At 73.4% G+C, this 451-nt stretch carries 1 protein-coding gene; it reads left to right on the forward strand.

Annotation, left to right across the window (positions count from 1 at the left end; translation table 11 throughout):
- A partial coding sequence (locus D183_RS25420; RefSeq protein WP_017910577.1) for a methyl-accepting chemotaxis protein occupies window positions 1-451 on the forward strand: 451 nt, incomplete at both ends.

The following is a 451-nucleotide window of genomic DNA, read 5'->3' on the forward strand; positions in this document are numbered from 1 at the left end:
TGCCGCGGTGGAAGCCGCCCGCGCCGGCGAACAGGGCCGCGGCTTCGCGGTGGTCGCCACCGAGGTGCGCACCCTCGCCCAGCGCTCGGCCAACGCCGCCAAGGAGATCAAGACGCTGATCGACGACTCGGTCGGCCGCGTGAGCGAAGGTTCGGCCCTGGTCGACCAGGCCGGTTGCACCATGCAGGAGATCGTGGCCTCGGTGCAGCGGGTGACCGACATCATCGGCGAGATCGCCGCGGCCTCGCAGGAACAGTCGATGGGCATCGAGCAGGTCAGCCGCACCGTGGCGCAGATGGACCAGGCGATCCAGCAGAACGTCGCCGTGGTCGAGGAAGCCAGCGCCTCGGCGCGGGCGCTGGAAGACCAGGGCCGCCGGCTCGGCGAGGCGGCGGCGGTGTTCCGGCTGGACCCGGCGCAGGCCGGCGCGAACGGCGGCGCAGGCCCCACG

This window comes from Xanthomonas sp. SHU 199 (genome assembly GCF_000364665.1).
Classification (GTDB): Bacteria; Pseudomonadota; Gammaproteobacteria; order Xanthomonadales; family Xanthomonadaceae; genus Xanthomonas_A; species Xanthomonas_A sontii.